We start from the raw sequence: 18,697 nt of genomic DNA, 5'->3' as shown, positions 1-18,697 counted from the left end.
TCTGACTCCACGATTCACGCTCACCCCAGTTCGAAGGTTCGTGTTTCGACGTCGCCTGATTAGGCATTGAGCGCGGTCGCCTTACTGCGGTGGCATGCCGGGCGGAGGGTACACGCCGCGCAGGATCCACGGAAGCCAGCTGATGCCGTACTCGACCTCGTCGCTGGCGTCGTAGTCGGGGCTCGGATCGATCGGGACGTTGTCCCCGGGCGGTGTCGCGGGAGGCCGATCAGGCTGCCCGTAAACGGCCACCACGACGGTGCGATCCGCGCTGTTCTCGGACCACACCCCGATTTGGCTGTTAGCGCAGTTGGACATGACCGCGAAATATGCGGGGTTGTAATACCACTGGTTAATCAACTCGACGCCGCTGATTGCTACGGCAGGATTGAGCGCGACGGTTTGAGCCACTTTCCCGTGGAAACCGGCGGCATTTGCGCGGTCTTGCGGCATGGACCCGTCAGAACCGATGTCGTCGTTGAGGTTTCGGTTGTTCAGCACATCGACGGCGTGCCATTGGGCGGCCAGTTGCAGTTGCGGGTTGACCTTGACGTCGTTGGTGCAGCCGGCCTGATGTTGAACGGTGTAGACGTTGGCGACCACGCTGTCGTTGAGTCGTTTGTTGTCGGCCTGTGCGACGGGTGTGCCCAATACCGCACCGGCAGCCAGAGCGGACAAGACGGTCAGGGCCAGCGATCGATGGTGCATGTCAGCCTCCTTAGCGGGCCGCGGAGTTGCGTAACTGCCAGATCAGCGCGGGGCACAGTTCGTTGACGGCTTGGCTGAGTAGATACGAGGCCTGGTATTCGTCGGCGGTATTGAAGTCGGCCTTGATCTCGCCGATGACCTGTGTATAGGTACGACCCTGAGATACCTTGTTGCACAGGTCATTCCCGTAGCTCAGGGCGGAGTCAGGGTTGGCGAAGTAGCCCGGACGCACCGTCACGTTGACCAGATACGCCACCGCATCGGCATGCGCGCTCGGTGTCACGGTCGCGGCTAGCAACAGCGCACCCGCCAACACCCGCTGCATCCTCATACGCTCAGACCGGGTCGAATTGCGAGATCAGCCAACGCCCGTCGATCTTGTCGAGGGTGACCCGAACGCTGGATGCGGTGTTGGTCGGCGTGTCCTGGCCGACGATGATGGTCTGATTCACGAACAGCAGGACGACGGCGTGGCTGGCGGAAGCCGAGACCGACGCGGCGCCCGGGACAGTCGCCACCGCAGAGATCTGCTTCTGCTGCGCTCCGGGAATCACCACGTCGTGGGTGAGCTGTGTGTAGGCACTCAGGAACGTGCCGGTCAGCCCGCCCCGCGCGGCCTCAAGATCTCTCTGCACGGTGTCGGGCCGATAGGTCAGCAGCGCGATGGTCCCTCCGGTAGCGGCCTGCACGGATTCGGCGCGCGCAACCGCGGCGTCGCGAAGGGAGGCGTCCTGCCACTTCAGAAAGCCTGCGCCACATGCCAACAACAGCAGCAGACCGGGCAGCAGCGCGTAGGCGATCACCCGCGACCAGTGGATGCGGCGCGCCGCGGCGCTCATGGGACGAACCCGACGTGAGAAACCTTGACCTGATCGCCGACCTTGTGGACGGTGATACGCATTCGCCACACCCGCGGAACGGGGTCTGCTTCACCGGCATTCGATGTCCGCACGGACACTGCCACCAGCGCCTGGGCCGTATCGGTCGTTTGCGACTCCAGCCCCGCCTCGGTAATCGTGCCGACCGTGGTGGCCTTGGTTTGCTGCAGTACTTCGATGAATGGCTGCGAACGGCCGGTGAAATCGTTGTAGAACTCGCCTGTGGCACTTTCCAGAATGCGGCGCACATCAGCGTCGGCATGCCGCCAGTCGATGGTCGTCAGATTCAGCGCGCCCTGCCTTGCCACCTGCAGGAATTGACTACGCTCGGCCTGCGCCTGCTGCGATTGATGGAAGCGAAATCCTAACCAACACAGCAATATTGCCAATACAACGACGACGGCCAAGCCAAAGAGCGCCGCTCGCCGCGGCGATTGGTGGGTGTGCGCTACGGTTGTCAGCTGCCCGGTGGTAGCAACATCGTTTGCCATGACTTGTCCTTCGGCGCGGTTTGAGCAAGGTCGGATTGGGTGTACTGATGCCCGTCGGGCCCGATATAAGTGCCGGTGGCCGGGTCGTACTGGGCGGCGGCGAGGGGCGGTAGCTGTGGTATGTCTTGGCCGGACAGCGTGGCGTTGGGATCGCCCTTCCAATTGAAACCATCGTTGAGCGGCACGTATTGCTCGGCGCTCTCGCACAACTTCACGGTGGGCGCGCGCTTGCCGGGTACGGTTTCACAGGGTATGTTCCGGGCGCCGCGCACGTTGAGGACGGAGTCCTGCGGCACCCTGCAGTACAGGTCGCCGGCCGGCCGGCCCGGGTAGTCCTCGAACGTGGGGATGCGTTGCTGCTGGGCGGGCAGGAACCCGGTGGTGCACGGCGGCGGCAGGTTGAGGTTGAGGTTGAAGCTCAAATACTGACCCCGGTAATCCTGTTTGGTGTTCAGGTTGGCCAGGATCCCGGCCTGTTCGGCGCTGACCGCCATGGGGAATACCACCAGCAGCTGTTCAATGTCGTTTTGGTAGGTGAGCGCGACCTGGCCGACGCTGACGAGGTTCGCGAGCAGGATGGGCAACGTGGGTTGCACGCGCTCGATCAGGTGACGCATCTCGCCCAAGGCGGGGCCGCCGTGGTCTATGACGTTGCCGACGGCTGCGTCGTGCGTCTGCAATTCCGTGGTGACCGCGGCCAGGTGGGAGGCCCACCCCGCGATGGCGTCCGAGGTGCGGGTCTGCGAATCGAGCACCGGTTGCGCCTGGTCGATCAGCGCCACCAACGGATCAAGGTTCTTGCGCGCATCGATCGCCAGGTTGGACGACCCGATGATCAGCCGGGAAAGTTCCGGACCGAGCCCGCCCACCGCGGTATACGACTCGTCCACCACGGTTTTCAGGTTGTCGCGAGGGATTGCCGCCAAAGCCGTGTTCGCGGCGCTGAGCAAGGCGTTGATGTCGGGCGGCACTGAGGTGTCGGCCAGCGGAATGACGTCGCCGTCCTTCAGCGGCGCCGAGGTGGCATTACGGGGCAACAACTCGACGTAGGATTCGCCGATCGCCGTGTGGCTGTGCACCTCGGCCTTGAGGTCCGACGGGATGTCGATGCCCGATTTGAGTGACAGCACCGCTTGTACGCCGCTGTCGGTCAGCCGCACCGATTCGACCCGGCCCACCTCGAAGCCGCGGTAGGTGACATTGCCGGTGCTATACAGCCCGCCGCTTTCCGGCAGCTCCATAGTCACCGTGTAGCGGCCGACCCCGAAAAGCATGGCCGGCAGCTTGACGAAGTGCAGAAACGTGACGGCCAGTACGCCGACCGCGATCACGCTAAAGATGGCCAGCTGCACAATGACTCGTCGCGGTAGATGCAGCATCTAGGGCCCCTGGTCCGGGTGGTAGGGGGTGGTCAGCGGATTGCCCGGGGTGCCTCGGTAGCCCGCGGTGCACGGGCTGGGGAACTGGCCGATGGTACGACCCCACTGCAGTTCGAGCTGGGTCAGATGGCACTCCCACCGGGTGCCGGTAAATATGCCTTGGTCGATTCGGCTGAGGGTGAGGTCGACGATGGCGGTCAGGTTGGCGTAGTCGCCGCGTTGGAAATTCTCGAATGTCTCGTTCGGAAATGGGAAGGTGCCCAACAGGGACAGCGATCGTGTCAGGGCCGGGCCGGCGTTGGCGAGCGATTCCAGCACGGGGCCCAGCTGTGCCAGCTCCTTGACCAGGTTCGCTTTGGTCTTGTTGACGGAGTCGACGGTCAGGGCGCTGAACTTGCTCAATTGATCGGCCGCCTCGACGAGCTTGTCCCGCTCTTCGTTGAGCACCGCGAGCGCGTCCGGGATGGTCGCCAGGGCCCGATCCAGGACCGGTTGTTGGGCGGCGAACTTTCCCACCAAGCGGTTCAAACTCTCGGTGGCCGCGATGATGTCGTCGGATTGGTCGTTGAGGTATGCGGAGAACCTATCTAGCTGCCCGATCAGGCCGCGCAGATCTTGTTCGCGCCCGCGGAACGCAGTGCTCAACGCCTCGGTAATGTCCTGTATCTGGCCCAGTCCGCCGCCGTTGAGCACCAACGACAGCGCCGCCAACGTCTGCTCGGTGCTCGGATAGGCGCCGCCGCGCGACAGCGGAATGACCGAGCCGCCGCGCAGCTTGCCGTGCGGCGCTTCGCGTTTCGGCGGCGCGAGTTCGATGTGGTAGGAGCCCAGCAAGCTGGTGGTGCCGATTTTGGCCGTTGCGTTGTCTGGCAGGTTGACGTCGCCGTTGAGTTGCATGGTCACCAACGCATGCCAGCCCTGACGCTCGATTGTTGTCACGTGGCCGACCGTCACGTCGGCGACGCGCACCCGCGAGTTCGCCTGAATGTTGTTGACATCCGGCATTTGTGCCTGGATCACGTAGGCCCCTGGGCCGTTACCCTGCGTGCCGGGCAACGGCAGCGAGTTCAGCCCGTGCCAGCCGCAACCGGATACCCCGGTCACCACCAGGATCACCACCAGGATCGGGCTGACTCTCATGAGTCACCTTCCGGCGGCATCATCAAGCCGCGCAGGCCAGCCGCGGGATCGGTGGCTCGCGGAACATAGTCGGGCCGCATCCAGTCCTCGCTGTAGGTGACTTCGTTGGGCCTGGCCTGCGCACCGACGAAGAGGTTCTCCCCTAGCGGCGGGAAGTTGTATTGGCGGTTCTTCACGATCGGCGCCAGGTACTGCACGCAGAGTTTCGCCGCTTGCTCGCCGCCCAGCCGGGAGGCGGCCTGAATTGCACCGCACAGGAACGCGATTGGGTTGGCCATGTTGGTGCCCGCCAGGGCACCGGTCAGCGAACCGTTGGCCGGTTCGAAGATGTTGTTGAAGTTCTGCAATACAGTCGGCGCGATGTGCAGGGTCTGCTTGATGTCGTCGAGACTGCCGACCAGCGCCTTGCTGATCGACGCGAGCTTGTCCGACGTTGTGCCAATCGCCTCGCGGTTATCGGCGGCGAAACTCTGCACGTCGGCCACGACCGCGTTGAGGTTCTCGGCCGCCTGAGCGACCTTGTTGGGGTCATCGGCGAGCACCGACGACACCGCGGCGAGGTTGTGGTTGAGTTGCTCGAGCAGATCTGCGCTGTCATGCAGCGCCGACACCAGCGTCGACAGATTCTTCAGGGTGGCGAAGATGTCATTGCTATGGTCGCCTAGCGCTGAAACCGCTTGCGACAGTTTGATAATGGTGTCGCGGATGGTGGCACCCTGTCCGCGCAGGTTGTCGGCGGCGGTATTGATGAGCGCACCCAGCGTGCTGACGCCGCCGGGTGCAGTGGGCTTGAGCAATTCGGTGAGCCGCTGTAGCTGCTCCCGCAGGTCATCCCACTCGACCGGCACCACGGTTCGGTCCTGGGGGATGACCGCCCCGTCGACCATAACGGGCCCGCCGGTATAGGGCGGCGTCAGCTGGATAGCCCGGCCCGTCACCAGTTGTGGCGACAGGATCGCCGCTTTGGCATCGGCGGGAACCTTGTACTTGCCGCCGAACCAGAACGAGATCTTCGACCGCAGCGGCTGCGGTTCAATTTTGAGGACCTTGCCCACCGGCACACCCCGGATGCGCACGTCGTCACCGGCAAACACGCCGTTGCTGTTGTCGAAGTAGGCGACCACGATTGTCCGGGCCGTCTCCCCCGCGGTTCGCATCGCCACGATCACGCCCGCGGCGAGCACCAAGGCAAGGGCGGTCGCTAACACAGAGCGGGCACGTCGCAGCCTCGTTGTCATGGCTGGTCCCCCGGCTGCTGCGCTGGCGGGCCGGGTGGTGGACCGCCCGGTGGCGGGGCCGGCGGTTCCGGCCGGTACGGGTAGCGCGGATCGTCGGGATTGCCGGTGATCGCGTCGGGCAGGTTCAACCGCGGCTCGCCGCCCTGGCCCGTCCGCGGGTACGGCATCGGCAACGCCGGAGTGCCGGGTTGACCGGTGGGCGGGTCGGTCAGCTGCGACGGCAGCAAGGTTGCCGGGTCCAGCCCCAGGTCGGAGAACGCGGCACTGACGAACGGCTGCACGAACTGACCCGGCAACAGATTCACCACGTAGGCCTTGAAAAACGGTCCGGACGACAGCGATTCGCCGAGCGACATGACATAGGTGTTGATCAGCGGGATGGCCTGTTGCACGCGTTCCTTGCGGTTTTCGATGATGGCCAGCACCCCGTTGAGCTTGTCCAACGCCGGCCGCAGCTGCTCGCGGTTCTCGCCGATGAAGCCCTGAAGCTGCCGCGACACCGCCGAGATATTCGCCCAGATCTGATCCAGGGCAGCGCTTTGGGTGCGCAGCTGCGCCAACAGCGCATTAGTGTCGCGCACCAGGCCCACGATTTGGTCGGTGCGCTTGGCCAGCACGCCAGTCGCTTTCGCCGCGTTGTCGAGCAGGCTACGCAGTTGGGCGTCGCGGTCATCGAGTGTTTGCGCGAGCCGAGCCACCCCCGTGATCGCGTTGCGGAAATCGGCCGGAGTATCGGCAAAGGTTTGGGCCAGGGTAGCCAGCGATTCGGACAACCGGTTGGTGTTCAATCCGCTTATCGTGGAGGCCAGGTCGCCAAGGGCGTCGGGCAGTTGGTACGGCGACATGGTCCGCTCGATCGGAATGGGGCCTTGTAGTTGGCCGTCGCCACGGGGTGTGACGTCGAGGAACTTGCTGCCCAACAGACCCTTTGTCTTGATTGCCACCTCGGTGCGGTTGCCGAGACGAATATCGTTGTCCACCTTGAACTTCACCAGCACGCCAGGTCCGTCTAGCTCGATGCTGGACACCTTTCCCACCGGATACCCGGAGACTTCGACGGTGTTGTCCGTCCGCAGCCCGCCCGCATCGGCAAAATAGGCGGCGACGCTCTTGCCCTGATCGAAAATCGGCAGGTTCCGGTATTGCAGGGCGCCCACCACGGCTCCGGCCATCGTCACGATGCCGACTGTGCCGATGACCAGCCGGTTGCGTTCGGCGAATGTTTTCATCTCGGCGCGCACCGTCCCGTGGCCTGGCCGGCGACCTTGACGTACACGGGCTGGCCGCCCTTGCCGTTGACCTTGAGCACAACGTCGCACAGATAGAAGGCGAAGAAGTCGCCGTACATGCCCTGGCGCACCAGCGCCTGGTATCTGTCCGGCAGCGTGTTGAGCAGATTGTCGAGGTAATCGTGATCGGCCAGCGCGATGCTTGCGACCCGATCGGTCTCGCGCAGCATCGTCGAAAACGGCGCGCGGGCTTGCGATAGCAGGTCGGCGATCGAGCCGGCGGCGGCGTTGGTGTAGGCCACCGCGTTGGTGATATCGGTCTTGCGTTCCGCGAGCCCGTGCACCAGCTGCGATAGCGACAGTACCGCGTTGTCCAACCGATCGCTTTGCCCCCCAAGCGAACCCAGCACCACGTTGAGGTTGTCGACCACCTGACCGATGAGCTGATCGCGGTCCGCCAAGGTGTTGGTCAGGACCGCGGCTTGGTCCAAGAACGAGGCGACCGTGGGGCCCTGTCCCTGAAACGCCTGCAGCAACTGTTCGCTCAGCGCGTTGACCTGGTCGGGGTTCAGCGCACGAAACAGCGGCTTAAAGCCGCCGATCAGGGCATCCAGATCCAGCGCTGGTCTGGTCCGGGCCAGCGGAATCGTTTGGCCGGGACTAAGAGTGGTAAGTCCGCCGGCCCCTTCCTCCAGTGCCAGGTAGCGGTCGCCAAATAGGTTGTCGTAGCGGATCACCGCCAGGGTTCCCTCGGTCAGGATGACCGAATTGTCGGCGGTGAACTCGACCCGTACCGTCGCGTCCGGGTTAATGGAGATCTTCTCGACCTTGCCGACTTCAACGCCGGCGATGCGAACCAGCTTGCCCTGCCTCAGATTAGACACGTTGGCGAATTCGGCGTAGTAGGTCTTGCCTTCGCCGAACCGCACTTCCCCAAAGACAGCAACCAGCAAGACCGCGGTCAGTAAGCAAACCGTCAGGAAGACGGCGAGGCGCACGAGGACCCCTCTCAGGTTCTCCCTCATGGCTGCTCACCCGCTTCCGCTGGAGGAACACCTGGCCATAGCGGCACTCCTCCCGGCCCGTACAGCGCCGCCCCGTACGGCGGCCCCCCAGGATTCGGCCCGATCGCCGGCCCGGGGAGGCACTGGCGTATCGATGGCGGCTTGGGCACGGCGCGGGTCACCGGGAAGTAGTCAGCCCAACAGGGATGTCCGAGACCGGGATTGGGCCGAATGTCGAGCCCGGTGCCCCAGCCGGTGTTGGTGACAAGCTGGCGCACCGGGAAGTTTTTGGTGGCATCCGGCAGCGATCCACACCCCGGCTGTCCGCCGGGACCGCCCTTGGCCGCCACAAGCGGCAGGTTGTCGGGATAGACATAGGGATCGTTGCCCAGCAACAGCGCCACATCGAGTTGCAGCGTCCGGCCGTCGGCACCTCCCCACGCGGAATAGCCCCCGTTGTCGAGATACCACTTGGTGCCCTGCAGGAAGCAGGTGTACTCGGGGTGATATTTGAAGAGCAGGTTCGTGGTCGGCTCGAGGATGTTGACCGATGCGACCAGATTGTCCCTGCTGTAGCTCAGTAGATTGGCCCCGGTATTCGATAGCCCAATGACGTTGAGCAGCAAGGCATCCAGCTGGGTGGAGTGATTCACGACGGTCGAGCTGGTCGTGCTTGCGGCGTTCAGGATCGTCAGGATATCCTGGGCTGCCGCGTCGTATGTGTCATTGAATTTCTTGACGGATCGCCAGTTCTGGCGCATGGTTTCGCTGCGCGCGTTGAGTGCTGCCAATACCTGGTTGAGGTCGGTGGTGGCTTGGCCGATCCGTTCGCCTTGCCCGCGTACCGCGTCGGCCACCGCGGTGAGCACGGCGTTCAGTTTGAGCGGATCGATCATGTTGAGGAAGTCGACGACGTTTTCGAAGACGGTGTTGATCTCTGTGCTGACATTCTTCGAACGCAATACCGCCCCGGCGGAAAGCCGAGCGCGACTTGGGTTCTCCGGCATCACTAGATCGACGAACTTTGCGCCGAACGCGGTGGTGGCGCTGATCCGTACCTCGACATTGGCTGGGATGTACCGGATCTGGTCGGGATCGATCTCGAGTTCGAGGCTGGCCCCATTCTTGGCGCCGATCTGGCTGACCCGGCCGACTTGCACGCCCCGCATCATCACCTTGGCGCCGGTGTCCATCACCAGCCCGGAACGGTCCGCGGTCAGCGTCACCGGCACATAGGACCGAAAGGTGCCATTGAAGGACACCGCGGTCACCAGGACGACCACACCGATTGCCGCCAACAGGATCAGCGTCCACCAGGCGTCGTGCAGACGGTGTCTACCTGGCCCGCGTTTCATGGCGCAAGCGATCCTTCGTTTGCCTCGTCGAACGTGGGCCCTACGGACGAAAAGTGATGGGAATGCGTGCATATCCCCCACGTTCGACGACCTCGTGGTGGCATGTCTCATGCCTAGCTCGCCAGGTGAAAGTTGGGCGACTGACCATAGATGGCGAGCGTCATGATGACGATCGCGATCGACGCCACGACCATCGAGGCCCGCACCGCGCGGCCAACGGCCTCGCCAACCCCGGCCGGCCCGCCGTGCGCGGTGTACCCGTAATAGGTACACACCAGCATGATCATCAGAGCGACCACGACGACTTCGAACGACGACCAGAGCACGTCTGTCGGACGCAGGAACGTATTGAAGTAGTGGTCATACACACCGGAGCCCTGACCATAGACGGCCGTGGTACCGATGCGAGCGGCCAGATAGGCGGTCATGAGTCCCACGCAGAACAGGGGGACGGCCACGACCACTCCGGCGAGCACTCGGGTGCTCGCCAGGTAGCTGACGCTACGGATACCGATCACCTCGAGCGCGTCGATTTCCTCGTTGATCCGCATCGCCCCCAGCTGCGCGGTGGCCCCGGCGCCGACGGTGGCCGCGAGCGCGACCATCACCGTTCCCGGCTGAATTTCGCGAGTATTGAAAAAGGCGGACGCGAAGCCCGTTAGCGCCTCCACCCCAACCGAGGCGAACTGGTTGTAGCCCTGCACCGCCACGATTGCGCCGGTGGTCATGGCCAGGAACCCGACGATGACGACGGTTCCGCCGATCACGGCGAGAACCCCGGTGCCCAGCCCCATTTGCGCGATCACCCGCAGCAGCTCGCTCCGGTAGTTCATGACGGCGTCCGGAATCCCAGCCAGGGTGCTGACATAGAACCGCATTTGCGATCCCAACCGATTCCACTCGCCGACGAGGGTTTTGGTCACCGTCATGGGTTCACCTCAGGACACCATGAACGGCATGCCGACGGCGGTGACGATGATGTTGATGACGAACAAGACGATGAACGCGAACACCACGGTTTCATTAACCGCCCTGCCGACGCCGGCCGGGCCACCACCGACCGACATGCCCTTATAGCAGGCGATCAGTCCGGCCATCAGCCCGAACAACGTCGCCTTGATCATCGAGATGATGACGTCGATCGTGTGGGTCAGCGTGGTCAGACCCGTCACCCACGCACCCGCCGAGACGTGCATGAGAAACACCGAACAAAAGAACGCGCCAATAAGGCCCGTGGCCGTCACCACCGAGCTCAGGGCCAGCGAGACCGTGGTGGCCGCCAACACCCGGGGAACCGCCAGCGCCTGGATTGGGTTGATGCCCATTACCCGCAGGGCGTCGAGTTCCTCACGGATAGTGCGCGCACCCAGGTCGGCACACATGGCGGTGGAACCCGCGCCCGCTACCACCAATACCGTCACTATCGGGGCGCTCTGGTCCACCGTGAAGATCGCGCAGCCGGTACCCGAAAAATCCGCGGCACCAATATCAGTCAGCAGGACATTGAACAGGAACCCTGAGATCACCGCCCACGGGATCGTCATCAACACCCCGGGCAGCGTCGACACCCGCGCCACGAACCAGCACTGAAATAGGTATTCACGCCACGCGAAGGGTGGCTTGAACATGGACACGAAAGTGTCCAGTGTCATCGCGAAGAAATCGCCCATCGCGCCAACGGGCCGGATGACCGGACCAGCCGCTCGGTCGACCGCGATCACCATGTCGCCGCGCACCCCCGGACAAGTCGAAGTGGACGAGTGACATCGGTGAGGTTACGCGCCGTGAGGCCCATATGTCCATAGTCGATACGCATCACGATCGGCAATCAGCACGTAAATATCGAAGCAAACACCAGTTATCATGACTGATGTATATTGCTAGTACTGTCTAATAGCCGAAGTGCGCCCGACGGGCACAACTTGACCGCGTTCTGCACCCTGCGCGCCAAGTCGGTGTGCGGGCCGGCGGGCACCTCATCGGAGGCAAGCAGCACGATGCCGTCGGCGTCCTGGTCGAAGAACGCGTCGGCCGTCATCACGCACATTCCCGCGGCCATGCAGATCTCCCGGTCTGCGACGACTCTCATTGGGTAAACACCTGAAGGGCTACAGCGGAATTCGCGAAGTCCCGGAGGTGCAACCAGCGACCCTCGCGCAACGTGATGATGTGTGCGAACTCCGATTCCCATTCGCGCCCGGTGGCACGTCGCCGGAACCGTTGCCGGCCCCAGGTGGCGAGGTCGTCGCCCTGCGCGATGAACTTCCATGGTTCCATTTCGACGATCTCGATCGCCTCACCGACGTTGGCGAGGAACGTCATCGCACCGTCGATGCCGCGGTAATCGCCCGCGTACGGGATCTGCTCGGTGCCGTAGTACGTGATGCGCACATCGGGATCGAGGTGGGCGAGCACAGTCGAAAGGTCACCTGCAGGCACTGCGGCGTAGATCGCTTGTGTCGCTTCGATATTGCGTGAGTCGGTCATGACAGGTGTAAGGGCAAACGGACGTACGCATGAGTGAGCAGGCTCGCGGTCTGCTTGGTGCCCGGGTCGTCGGTCAGGGCGGTCGTCTGGTAGCGATCGAGAACCGCGTTGAGCACCGCTATGACTTCCAATCGGGCCAGCGAGGCGCCGAGGCAGAAGTGCAGGCCGTGACCCAGCGACAGCTGCTGGCGAATGTTGGGTCGGTCGATGTCGAGTCGCCCCGGATCGGGGAACACCGCCGGATCGCGATTGGCGGAGCCAAAGAACAACGCCACCCAGTCGCCCTTGTGGATCAGCTTGCCGTCGATCTGGACGTCGCGGGTGGCGATGCGAAACAGACGTTGCGGCGGCCCGTCCAGCCGAAGTGTCTCCTCGACAAAGATGTTCAGCAGCGTCCGGTCGGTGCGAATGCGCGCCTGCACCTCGGGTTCTCGCGCCAGCGCATGCAGCAGGTTGCCGATCAAGAACGTTGTGGTCTCGCTGCCGGCGACCACCAGAGTGACGCAGAACCGCACGATTTCCTCTGGGGTGAGTCGCTGCCCGTCCACCTCGGCACCCAACAGCGCCGATATGAGGTCTTCGGCTTCATCTATGTCGTCGCGCGTCGGGCGCTCCGCCAGCCGGGCGGTGTGCTCGGCGAGGCGGGTGGCGAACGTCATCACCATTTCCTCGTTGCTCGCGATGCGCTCCTCCGGGGTCAGCGACGACGACAGCATGAACGCGTTGGCCCATCGCCGGAACCGGATGTGGTCGCCGTCGGGCAGTCCCAACAGTCGAACCATGGCCCGGGTGGGAACCTCGGCGGCGAACTCCATGACCTCTACTTCTCCCGAACCGAGGTTGTCCAGCAGGCGCGGGACCATGTCGTTCAGCCAGCCCTCCAGCCGCTTGACCCGGCGCGGGGAGAACGCCTGGCTCACCAGTTTTCGCTCGACTTCGTGCTTGGGCGGGTCGGTGTTGACCAGCATCAGGCTCGGCGCCGAGGAGGCCTCTTGCAGCGGATCCCGCGACGAGAATGTCGTGCTGTCCTTGGCTGCCTCGAAGACCTGGTCGTAGCGGAACAGCGCCCAAGCGGTGACGGGCTCATCGGCCCCGGGAACGGTTCCCGGCGGCCAATCCCGGTACCCCGCAACGGGTGAGAGATCTCGCAGTTGGTCATACAGCGGATACGGATTGGCGATGCCGTGCGGGGTGGTCAGAAGTTCGAGGGCTGAAACCGTCGTGAGTGACATGTCGACCAGCCTGTGCCAGCCACGTCAGCAAAGCGATCCCCCGTTGGGGAGGACTGTTGCCCCCATACGAGGGGAATTTGGGATTTCGGTCGCGCCGCTGCTCTGGTCAGAGGACAGTGAGCAGCGTGACCGTGGTCAGCGAGACACCCGAACCCAGCGCATCGCGCACGCTGGCCGACGGTGACCACCCCGGCTGGGCGTCGCGTCCGGCCAGAGAAACCGATGCTGCGCGTCGCTACCGGGAAACGTTCCACGATGTCGATCCCACCGACGACGCGATGGCGGTTGTCGCCGAGGCCATAGACGCGAAGGCCGCCATCGTGCACCACGCGCTGGAGTCGCTCGGAGATGCACACGCGCTTGATGCGCTGGAATCGGTGCTGGACCTGTCCGCGCTCGAACGGGAGTTGATCGAAGACGGAGCGAAGCGACGGACTTACGCGCTGCTGGCGGTGCAGGAGGGTCTGAGCAAGCTGCGGGCCGTAGACGATGTCGCGACGATCGTCGACCGCGCGCCGCGCGAACTGGTGGAGTCGTGTGGGTTCGATCGAGCCGTGCTATTTCGCGTACACGAGGGCCGAATGGTCATGGAGGCGGCGTATTTCGGTGACGACACCGCGGGCGCGGAGAAGATGGTCGCCTTCGCGCAGTCGGTGGCGCCGCTACTGGATCACATGCTGATTGAAACGCAGATGATCCGCCGGCACGCGCCGGCGATCGTGCGCGACGCACGCAACGACCCACGGGTCAACCGGCCGATCGTCGATTTCTCGTTGACGCATTCCTACGTCGCGGCACCGGTGATGCCGACGGGCAAGGTGATCGGATTCCTGCATGCCGACCGGCTCTATTCGGGTCGCCTGGTCGACGAGATCGACCGTGACACGGTGTGGGCGTTCGCCGAGGGCTTCGGATATGCCTACGAGCGCACGGTTCTGATGGAGCGAATGCGCCGACAGCACACCGAGGTCCTGCGTGCGCTGGCGTCCGCGGACGAGGCGGCCCGTGCGCTGCAGGATGCCGATCTGGACCTGCGTAAGATCGAGCCAGTCGAACGCAGCCCCGCCGCAAGGTCTTTGGCGGAGGTGCAGACGCGGGTGATGACGATGCTGACCCGCCGCGAGGTAGAGGTCCTTCGGTTGATGGCGGCCGGTCGCACCAATCAGCAGATCGCCGACGAGCTGGTCATCTCGGCTGGCACGGTCAAGTCGCACGTCAAAAGGGTGTTGCGCAAGCTGAATGCCACCAATCGAGCGGAGGCCGCATCGGCGTACGTGCGGCTGGCCAGCGTGCCCGATATCGGTTGAGCTTCAGGAGTTATCGGCGTTGATTCCTGAGCTCGCGGGCCAACCGTTCGCCGGCGGGGGTGAGTGCCAGCCAGATCGTGAGATCCCACAATTGACGCTCTTCGTAGTGGCCCACAAAAAGGTCGTAGACGCGGTCCATCGCCGCGTCGATCGAGAGATCCCATCCCGCGAACGTCTCGCCCGGGAAAGGGAGATCCCCAATGAGCACGAGGCCGTCCTCGACAAGCGATCGAATGGTTTGCAAAGCCAACTCTTGTTGGGCCGGAAGGGTTTCGGCCATGTCCTCGCGGGCGATCGTCGATGCGATTTGAACCAGCGGTACATAATCGTAGAGCCCGCTGACGAGCAACTCGGCGCGCAGTCGCTCTCGTGGGCCCATGTCGGCTTGATTGTTGGCGCGGTGTGCCTCATCGTGTTGATTCATTGTTCTCCATGCTTCCGCAGTGCTTCTAGGGTGCCGCTTCCGGCGACCGTGACGATCAACATCAGATGCGTCATCCCGGGGCGAATTCATCTAGGTCAGGCAACTCGTCTCTGCCCAGCACAGGTGGTCCGTGGTGGCTGTGGGGTGGATGGACCGGGTGCGGAATGGATTCCGGCGGTACCGGTCCACCACCGACGGACGGTGGCGCCGGCCCGACACGGCCTGGTACCGGCGCTACGGGTGGACGCGCAATCGCTGGGGGTTCGCCCGAGACCCGCGGCGGTGACGCCGGTCTCGCAGGTGCGGGAATGTCTGGCACGCCTCCTCGCGGGTTGATGTGGACTTTTGTGTAGCCATCTTTGCCGGGGATATTGAAGTCAAGGACCGGCCTTCCGGTGGATTCGGCCGACCAGCGTTGTCCGATTGTCGTACCGTCCGGCAGCCGGTATCGGATGCCCGCGCTGGGATCGTCGTAACCGTTGGGGATTTCCACCCCATTCTGCTGAGCCCCGCCGGCGCCGTCGTCACGTTTAGTTCGCCCGCCGAAGTGCCCCAACCGGTAGCCATCGCCTGCATACCAGCCGTATTGACATGCAGTCGCTGATGCATCGGCGAAGTGTAGTTAGGTGTGTAACTTGCCCGCTAGTCATGGTGGCCACCATCTCGGCCCTCGCAGTCGGTCGGCCTGAACGGGGTTGAGGTTCAGGCGCTTTCGACCTTCCCGAGGTGGGATGCCACCACGCCCTCGTAGCAATGCACGCAGCCGAGCCTGTAGTTTGCAGGCCTCCACCTGCACTTTGTCTACAGATTGACAGGCTCGACGAGCATGCAATATGTCCATCATCGATATGCTTGCGATAAAGGAGCTGAGGCTACAAATAGCATGTCGTAGCGCATATATGGCGAATGATGTATTTTGATAATTCGATCGACCGCCACCTGAGGAGCTCTTCTCATGACCGACACCAAGGAAGCCAGCGAGCAGCTCGTCCGCGACTTTCTCGGGTCCTGGGAAGCGCGCAGCCTCGAAACCATCGGCAGCGGCTTCGCCAATGACGCGGTCTACCACAATGTGCCGGTCGAGCCGATCGAAGGAATCGTGGGCATTCGCGGCATATTCCAAGCGTTTCTGGACGCGTTCGCCGACGCCAAGCTCGATATCGTCACCCTGGCCGCTGAACCCGGCCGGGTACTCGTCGAACGCGTCGACTACTTCACCATGAACGATGGCCGGAAAGTCGTGTTGCCGGTGACCGGCGTGTTCGGGGTCAAGAATGGCAAGATCACCCGCTTCAGCGACTATTTTGACCTTGCCGACTTCGAGCGGCAGAGCGGGATGAAGCTATAGGGGGTTCGGAATCGATGGAGACCATGGAGACTCTGGCCCAGCCCGTTAGGCGCCGGCCTAAAGACCGAAAGCAGCAGATTCTGGAGCAGGCCGTTCGGCTCTTCATCGAACGTGGCTTCCATTCGGTCAAATTGGAGGACATCGCCGAGGCAGCAGGAGTCACCGCGCGTGCGTTGTATCGGCACTATGACAACAAGCAGGCGTTGCTCGCCGAAGCTATTCGGAACGGCCAGGAGCAGTACCAGAGCGCGCGTCGTCTCATCGACGGCCAGGCGGAGCCCACACCTCGGCCGTTGAGCGTCGATCTACCGGACCACATCGCAGCGGCCATCGCATCTCGGTCCTTGACAGTGTTGTGGCAACGCGAGGCCCGCTACCTCAACGAGGCCGACCGGGCGGAGGTCCGGCGGCGCATCAACGTGATCGTCGCCGGCATGCGCGCCAACGTCCTCCTCGAGGTGCCTGGCCTGAGTCCACAACACTCCGAGCTGCGGGCGTGGGCGGTGTCCAGCACGCTTACCAGCCTGGGCAGGCACAACCTGACCCTTCCCGCGGAGGAACTCAAAGAGCGCCTGTACCAAGCATGTATGGCCGCGGCGAAGACGCCTCCGGTGGCCAAGTTGAAGCCCCTCGATGCCCCGCGGGACGACGACGGCGTGCTCTTCTCGCGTTATGAAACGCTGCTTGCGACGGGAGCCCGGCTGTTCCGTGCACAGGGTTATCCTGCCGTCAGTACCAGTGAGATCGGCAAGGGTGCCGGGATCGCGGGTCCGGGTCTATACCGGTCCTTTCCGTCCAAACAGGCCATCCTGGATGCGCTCATCCGCCGCCTCGATGAGTGGCGGAGCCTTGAGTGCATCCGTGCCGTGCGAACGAATTCCGAAGCCGCGCAACGACTTGAGAGCCTTGTGCAGGGTCACGTCCGGCTCAGCCTGGACGCCCCGGATCTGGTTGCCGTTTCCATCACCGAACTCCCACACGCCTCCAGCGAGGTGCGCGACGGGTATCTGAGAAATCAAGCCGACCGCGAGGCCGTGTGGATCGAGCTCATCGCCAAGCTGGTCCCCGAGACCAGCGTCGCCGAGGGGCGACTACTGGTCGCGGCGGCGATCAGCTTTATCGAAGATGTCGCTCGCACATGGCATCTCACGCGGTACGTCGGAGTTGCCGAAGAACTCACCGCAATTGCGCTGTCGATCCTGACCAGCCGATCGTCATCGGCTTGAGGGGTAGCCTCTCCCGGCCGAGTTCCCGACTTGACGCAAGTTTGTGCACACCGCCGGTTCCATTGGCGCTCTGGACGTTAGAAGAGTTGACCAAAGTGCCGTTGAAAACCACGAGCGTGCCGACTCGAAGACTTGTGGCCTAGTTTCGCTGCGGAGCCTTTGTGGGCCCGCCGGCGAGAACTAGCTTTCCGCCCCGGACCATTCGCAGCCGAGTCAGGCCAGCTCGTACAGACTCCCGTGCTTGGCGGCCATGGTGGACTCGATCGATGTGGCAAGCCCGTTGTCGTGGATGAGCAGCCCGAACTCGATGTTGTTGTTCTCGGCGTTGTAGGAGAAGTTGGCACTGGTCAGCTGTCAGGGTCGTGGTCGAAGATCGGCACGACGATAACGGTCGGTTCGCTGGGGATCTCGTTGTACATCGTCGAGGAGACGACCAACACCTCGACTCCTGCGCCCGTCGTCCAGATACCGCCGCGCCTTGGCGATTTCAAACGCTAATGCTTGGTCAGCTCGTCAAGATTGCCCTCGGCCGAGGCCTCGCTGAATTCCGCGGCCTAGGGATGTTCCTGCATCCACCGGTCGTGCGCTTGGCAACGCCGCCGCATGTCCTCGAGGTCGAGCATGCCCTCAATCCAGGAATTCACCGACTTATGGTCGGCGTCTGCGTAGCGCTTGACGACGTCCTATGTGGTCTCCGTCTTTGACCGCCAATTCGGGAGTCGTTTGACCGCGAATCTCGGAGTCAGTCGTCATCACGGAATGGTTCGTTAACTGTGAATTCCAGAGTCACCGCTGGGCAGTCGTTACTCCGACGCCCGCTGGGCCTCCGCCAGGAGTGGCCGTGAAGATCGCCTCAGTGGTGACTCCACGGGTCCAGGCAGCGGACACCGAGCGGTTCGAAGTGTCGGGTGTTGCGGGTCACGACAATCTTGCCGGCGGCTTGGGCGACGGCCGCGATCAGCGCGTCGTCGTATGGAGCGTGTTCTGGCACGGGGTAGGCGGCCAGGATGCGAGCGGCGGGCAGATCAAAGGACAGCGTCCGGCGGGCGAATATGCGCAGCACCTTGTCGTCGAACCAGCGCCGTAGGTGCGCACCCTGGGTCGGGTCGGTGCGTACCTTTGGCGATCACGCCGCGCTCGATCTCGGCCAGCGTTATCGCCACTACGAACTGTTCGGCGACTTGCACCGAGTCCGCCCACGCCGCCACGGCTGGGTGGCGTCCCGGCACGCGCAAAGCGGACACCACGTTG

At 63.5% G+C, this 18,697-nt stretch carries 21 protein-coding genes; 4 read left to right on the top strand and 17 right to left on the bottom strand.

The features are described 5' to 3' along the window. Nucleotides 1-81: 81 nt before the first annotated feature. From AADZ78_RS14540 to AADZ78_RS14470, 15 genes are all read right to left on the bottom strand, one after another. Nucleotides 82-708 (bottom strand): CAP domain-containing protein, encoded by a 627-nt coding sequence (locus AADZ78_RS14540; RefSeq protein WP_085250259.1) that lies wholly within the window; start codon nt 706-708, stop codon nt 82-84. A 10-nt stretch (nt 709-718) separates the two neighbouring features. Further along, the gene (locus AADZ78_RS14535; protein ID WP_085250258.1) at nt 719-1,039 is read right to left on the bottom strand and encodes a DUF732 domain-containing protein; all 321 of its coding nucleotides are present in this window, start codon (nt 1,037-1,039) and stop codon (nt 719-721) included. Nucleotides 1,040-1,043: 4 nt separating this feature from the next. Then, the gene (locus AADZ78_RS14530; RefSeq protein WP_085250269.1) at nt 1,044-1,526 is read right to left on the bottom strand and encodes a hypothetical protein; all 483 of its coding nucleotides are present in this window, start codon (nt 1,524-1,526) and stop codon (nt 1,044-1,046) included. Between the two features lie 17 nt (nt 1,527-1,543). Then, nucleotides 1,544-2,077 carry a mammalian cell entry protein gene (locus AADZ78_RS14525; protein ID WP_085250257.1) on the bottom strand — a complete coding sequence of 178 codons (534 nt, stop codon included), beginning with the start codon at nt 2,075-2,077 and terminating at the stop codon, nt 1,544-1,546. Beyond that, nucleotides 2,044-3,456, bottom strand: a complete 1,413-nt coding sequence (locus AADZ78_RS14520; protein WP_085250256.1) for an MCE family protein — start codon at nt 3,454-3,456, stop codon at nt 2,044-2,046. The genes AADZ78_RS14525 and AADZ78_RS14520 overlap by 34 nt, the downstream gene beginning before the upstream one ends. Beyond that, the gene (locus tag AADZ78_RS14515; protein WP_085250255.1) at nt 3,457-4,596 is read right to left on the bottom strand and encodes a virulence factor Mce family protein; all 1,140 of its coding nucleotides are present in this window, start codon (nt 4,594-4,596) and stop codon (nt 3,457-3,459) included. Next, nucleotides 4,593-5,834, bottom strand: coding sequence for a virulence factor Mce family protein (locus AADZ78_RS14510; RefSeq protein WP_085250254.1), 1,242 nt, complete (start codon nt 5,832-5,834; stop codon nt 4,593-4,595). The genes AADZ78_RS14515 and AADZ78_RS14510 overlap by 4 nt, the downstream gene beginning before the upstream one ends. Continuing rightward, nucleotides 5,831-7,063 (bottom strand): virulence factor Mce family protein, encoded by a 1,233-nt coding sequence (locus AADZ78_RS14505; protein ID WP_085250268.1) that lies wholly within the window; start codon nt 7,061-7,063, stop codon nt 5,831-5,833. The genes AADZ78_RS14510 and AADZ78_RS14505 overlap by 4 nt, the downstream gene beginning before the upstream one ends. Beyond that, entirely contained in the window at nt 7,060-8,088 is a 1,029-nt protein-coding gene (locus AADZ78_RS14500; RefSeq protein ID WP_085250253.1) for a virulence factor Mce family protein, read from the bottom strand. Before AADZ78_RS14500 ends, AADZ78_RS14505 begins: the two co-directional genes overlap by 4 nt. Beyond that, nucleotides 8,085-9,422, bottom strand: a complete 1,338-nt coding sequence (locus tag AADZ78_RS14495; RefSeq protein WP_085250252.1) for an MCE family protein — start codon at nt 9,420-9,422, stop codon at nt 8,085-8,087. The genes AADZ78_RS14500 and AADZ78_RS14495 overlap by 4 nt, the downstream gene beginning before the upstream one ends. 113 nt (nt 9,423-9,535) lie before the next feature. Further along, nucleotides 9,536-10,351 (bottom strand): ABC transporter permease, encoded by an 816-nt coding sequence (locus tag AADZ78_RS14490; protein ID WP_085250251.1) that lies wholly within the window; start codon nt 10,349-10,351, stop codon nt 9,536-9,538. 9 nt (nt 10,352-10,360) lie between these two features. Further along, nucleotides 10,361-11,146, bottom strand: a complete 786-nt coding sequence (locus AADZ78_RS14485; RefSeq protein WP_085250267.1) for an MlaE family ABC transporter permease — start codon at nt 11,144-11,146, stop codon at nt 10,361-10,363. A gap of 137 nt (nt 11,147-11,283) precedes the next feature. After that, the gene (locus tag AADZ78_RS14480) at nt 11,284-11,511 is read right to left on the bottom strand and encodes a ferredoxin (RefSeq protein ID WP_085250250.1); all 228 of its coding nucleotides are present in this window, start codon (nt 11,509-11,511) and stop codon (nt 11,284-11,286) included. After that, nucleotides 11,508-11,909, bottom strand: a complete 402-nt coding sequence (locus tag AADZ78_RS14475) for a nuclear transport factor 2 family protein (protein ID WP_085250249.1) — start codon at nt 11,907-11,909, stop codon at nt 11,508-11,510. Before AADZ78_RS14475 ends, AADZ78_RS14480 begins: the two co-directional genes overlap by 4 nt. Continuing rightward, nucleotides 11,906-13,141: a cytochrome P450 gene (locus AADZ78_RS14470; protein WP_085250248.1), complete on the bottom strand. Its 1,236-nt coding sequence runs from the start codon at nt 13,139-13,141 to the stop codon at nt 11,906-11,908. Before AADZ78_RS14470 ends, AADZ78_RS14475 begins: the two co-directional genes overlap by 4 nt. A 125-nt stretch (nt 13,142-13,266) precedes the next feature. On the opposite strand from AADZ78_RS14470, the gene AADZ78_RS14465 reads away from it, so the two are divergent. Then, the gene (locus tag AADZ78_RS14465) at nt 13,267-14,448 is read left to right on the top strand and encodes a LuxR C-terminal-related transcriptional regulator (protein ID WP_085250266.1); all 1,182 of its coding nucleotides are present in this window, start codon (nt 13,267-13,269) and stop codon (nt 14,446-14,448) included. A gap of 10 nt (nt 14,449-14,458) precedes the next feature. Here the strand turns inward: AADZ78_RS14465 and AADZ78_RS14460 are convergent, their stop codons facing one another. Next, on the bottom strand, nt 14,459-14,872 hold the full coding sequence (locus AADZ78_RS14460; RefSeq protein WP_085250247.1) for a hypothetical protein: 414 nt from the start codon (nt 14,870-14,872) through the stop codon (nt 14,459-14,461). A 955-nt stretch (nt 14,873-15,827) separates the two neighbouring features. On the opposite strand from AADZ78_RS14460, the gene AADZ78_RS14455 reads away from it, so the two are divergent. Together AADZ78_RS14455 and AADZ78_RS14450 are read left to right on the top strand one after the other, a co-directional pair. Continuing rightward, nucleotides 15,828-16,220, top strand: coding sequence for a limonene-1,2-epoxide hydrolase family protein (locus tag AADZ78_RS14455; protein ID WP_085250246.1), 393 nt, complete (start codon nt 15,828-15,830; stop codon nt 16,218-16,220). A gap of 23 nt (nt 16,221-16,243) precedes the next feature. Then, nucleotides 16,244-17,446 (top strand): TetR/AcrR family transcriptional regulator, encoded by a 1,203-nt coding sequence (locus tag AADZ78_RS14450; protein ID WP_085250245.1) that lies wholly within the window; start codon nt 16,244-16,246, stop codon nt 17,444-17,446. 347 nt (nt 17,447-17,793) lie between these two features. On the opposite strand, the gene AADZ78_RS14445 is transcribed toward AADZ78_RS14450, so the two are convergent. Next, the gene (locus tag AADZ78_RS14445; RefSeq protein ID WP_204802857.1) at nt 17,794-17,937 is read right to left on the bottom strand and encodes a hypothetical protein; all 144 of its coding nucleotides are present in this window, start codon (nt 17,935-17,937) and stop codon (nt 17,794-17,796) included. Between the two features lie 350 nt (nt 17,938-18,287). Here AADZ78_RS14445 and AADZ78_RS14440 point away from each other — a divergent pair, with 350 nt between their 5' ends. Then, on the top strand, nt 18,288-18,533 hold the full coding sequence (locus AADZ78_RS14440) for a hypothetical protein (protein WP_204079230.1): 246 nt from the start codon (nt 18,288-18,290) through the stop codon (nt 18,531-18,533). Nucleotides 18,534-18,697 lie beyond the last annotated feature (164 nt).

Source organism: Mycobacterium riyadhense (assembly GCF_963853645.1).
In the GTDB taxonomy this organism is placed as follows: Bacteria; Actinomycetota; Actinomycetes; order Mycobacteriales; family Mycobacteriaceae; genus Mycobacterium; species Mycobacterium riyadhense.
Note: the sequence above shows the minus strand (reverse complement) of the source record. Positions and strands in the feature narration are given on the sequence as shown.

Excerpts from the sequence above, each read along its gene's own strand:
- AADZ78_RS14540 (WP_085250259.1), bottom strand. The coding sequence starts at position 708 with ATGCACCATCGATCGCTGGCCCTGACCGTCTTGTCCGCTCTGGCTGCC.
- AADZ78_RS14535 (WP_085250258.1), bottom strand. The coding sequence starts at position 1,039 with ATGAGGATGCAGCGGGTGTTGGCGGGTGCGCTGTTGCTAGCCGCGACC.
- AADZ78_RS14525 (WP_085250257.1), bottom strand. The coding sequence starts at position 2,077 with ATGGCAAACGATGTTGCTACCACCGGGCAGCTGACAACCGTAGCGCAC.
- AADZ78_RS14520 (WP_085250256.1), bottom strand. The coding sequence starts at position 3,456 with ATGCTGCATCTACCGCGACGAGTCATTGTGCAGCTGGCCATCTTTAGC.
- AADZ78_RS14515 (WP_085250255.1), bottom strand. The coding sequence starts at position 4,596 with ATGAGAGTCAGCCCGATCCTGGTGGTGATCCTGGTGGTGACCGGGGTA.
- AADZ78_RS14510 (WP_085250254.1), bottom strand. The coding sequence starts at position 5,834 with ATGACAACGAGGCTGCGACGTGCCCGCTCTGTGTTAGCGACCGCCCTT.
- AADZ78_RS14505 (WP_085250268.1), bottom strand. The coding sequence starts at position 7,063 with ATGAAAACATTCGCCGAACGCAACCGGCTGGTCATCGGCACAGTCGGC.
- AADZ78_RS14500 (WP_085250253.1), bottom strand. The coding sequence starts at position 8,088 with ATGAGGGAGAACCTGAGAGGGGTCCTCGTGCGCCTCGCCGTCTTCCTG.
- AADZ78_RS14495 (WP_085250252.1), bottom strand. The coding sequence starts at position 9,422 with ATGAAACGCGGGCCAGGTAGACACCGTCTGCACGACGCCTGGTGGACG.
- AADZ78_RS14490 (WP_085250251.1), bottom strand. The coding sequence starts at position 10,351 with ATGACGGTGACCAAAACCCTCGTCGGCGAGTGGAATCGGTTGGGATCG.
- AADZ78_RS14485 (WP_085250267.1), bottom strand. The coding sequence starts at position 11,146 with ATGGTGATCGCGGTCGACCGAGCGGCTGGTCCGGTCATCCGGCCCGTT.
- AADZ78_RS14480 (WP_085250250.1), bottom strand. The coding sequence starts at position 11,511 with ATGAGAGTCGTCGCAGACCGGGAGATCTGCATGGCCGCGGGAATGTGC.
- AADZ78_RS14475 (WP_085250249.1), bottom strand. The coding sequence starts at position 11,909 with ATGACCGACTCACGCAATATCGAAGCGACACAAGCGATCTACGCCGCA.
- AADZ78_RS14470 (WP_085250248.1), bottom strand. The coding sequence starts at position 13,141 with ATGTCACTCACGACGGTTTCAGCCCTCGAACTTCTGACCACCCCGCAC.
- AADZ78_RS14460 (WP_085250247.1), bottom strand. The coding sequence starts at position 14,872 with ATGAATCAACACGATGAGGCACACCGCGCCAACAATCAAGCCGACATG.
- AADZ78_RS14455 (WP_085250246.1), top strand. The coding sequence starts at position 15,828 with ATGACCGACACCAAGGAAGCCAGCGAGCAGCTCGTCCGCGACTTTCTC.
- AADZ78_RS14450 (WP_085250245.1), top strand. The coding sequence starts at position 16,244 with ATGGAGACTCTGGCCCAGCCCGTTAGGCGCCGGCCTAAAGACCGAAAG.